Origin of the sequence: Dankookia rubra (assembly GCF_004355005.1) — a bacterium.
GTDB classification, from domain to species: Bacteria; Pseudomonadota; Alphaproteobacteria; order Acetobacterales; family Acetobacteraceae; genus Paracraurococcus; species Paracraurococcus ruber_A.
Map to the genome: position 1 here is coordinate 1 of NZ_SMSJ01000333.1, position 610 is coordinate 610.

Genomic DNA, 610 nt, shown 5'->3' on the forward strand with positions numbered 1-610 from the left:
GGCGCGGCGGGCCCGGCCGCCATCCCCGGGGCGGCGGCGGGCGCGCCGGCGAGCGCCTGGGCCTGGACCTGAACCTGGGCCTCGGCGGCCGAGGCAGCCGCCGGGACCGGCTGGGCACCGGGCGGGGCGGCGGCGGGATGTGCCGGGACCGTGGCCAGCCCGTCCTGGGCGGGATTTCCCTCCGGCACGGGACCGGCCGGGATGGGGGGCGGGGTGCCGGCGGGCGGTGCCTCGGGCTCCGCCGCCGGGCCCGGCGCGGCGGCCGGAGACTTTCCGGCGCGGGTCGGGCCGGGAGCCGGGGCGGGCGGCACGGCGGCCGCCTCCTGCACGGCAGGCGGCAGGGCCCCCGGCGCGGTCGCGGCGGGCGGCTCGGCCAGCGACGGCAGGGCGTCCGGTGTTGCCGCAGCGTGCCCCTCCTTGGCAGGCGCGGCCCTGGCCCGGCCGACCTGCGCCGGCTTGGCCGCCGCGGATGCCTGGTCCGCGGCGTCAGTGGCCGCGCACGCCGGGGATGCCGGCACAGGCCCGGGCGGCGGGAGCCCCGCCTGGCCCGCCAGGGCGGCCGGATCCGGCGCGGCGTCCGGCGGCGGCGCTGCGCCGAGGGACGGCGGGG

Annotated in this window: 1 pseudogene; it reads right to left on the reverse strand. The window is 85.1% G+C overall.

Annotated features, from left to right (window positions below):
* Positions 1 to 311 (reverse strand): annotated as a pseudogene (locus E2C06_RS39055) (hypothetical protein); the annotation flags it as partial.
* Positions 312 to 610: the final 299 nt, after the last annotated feature.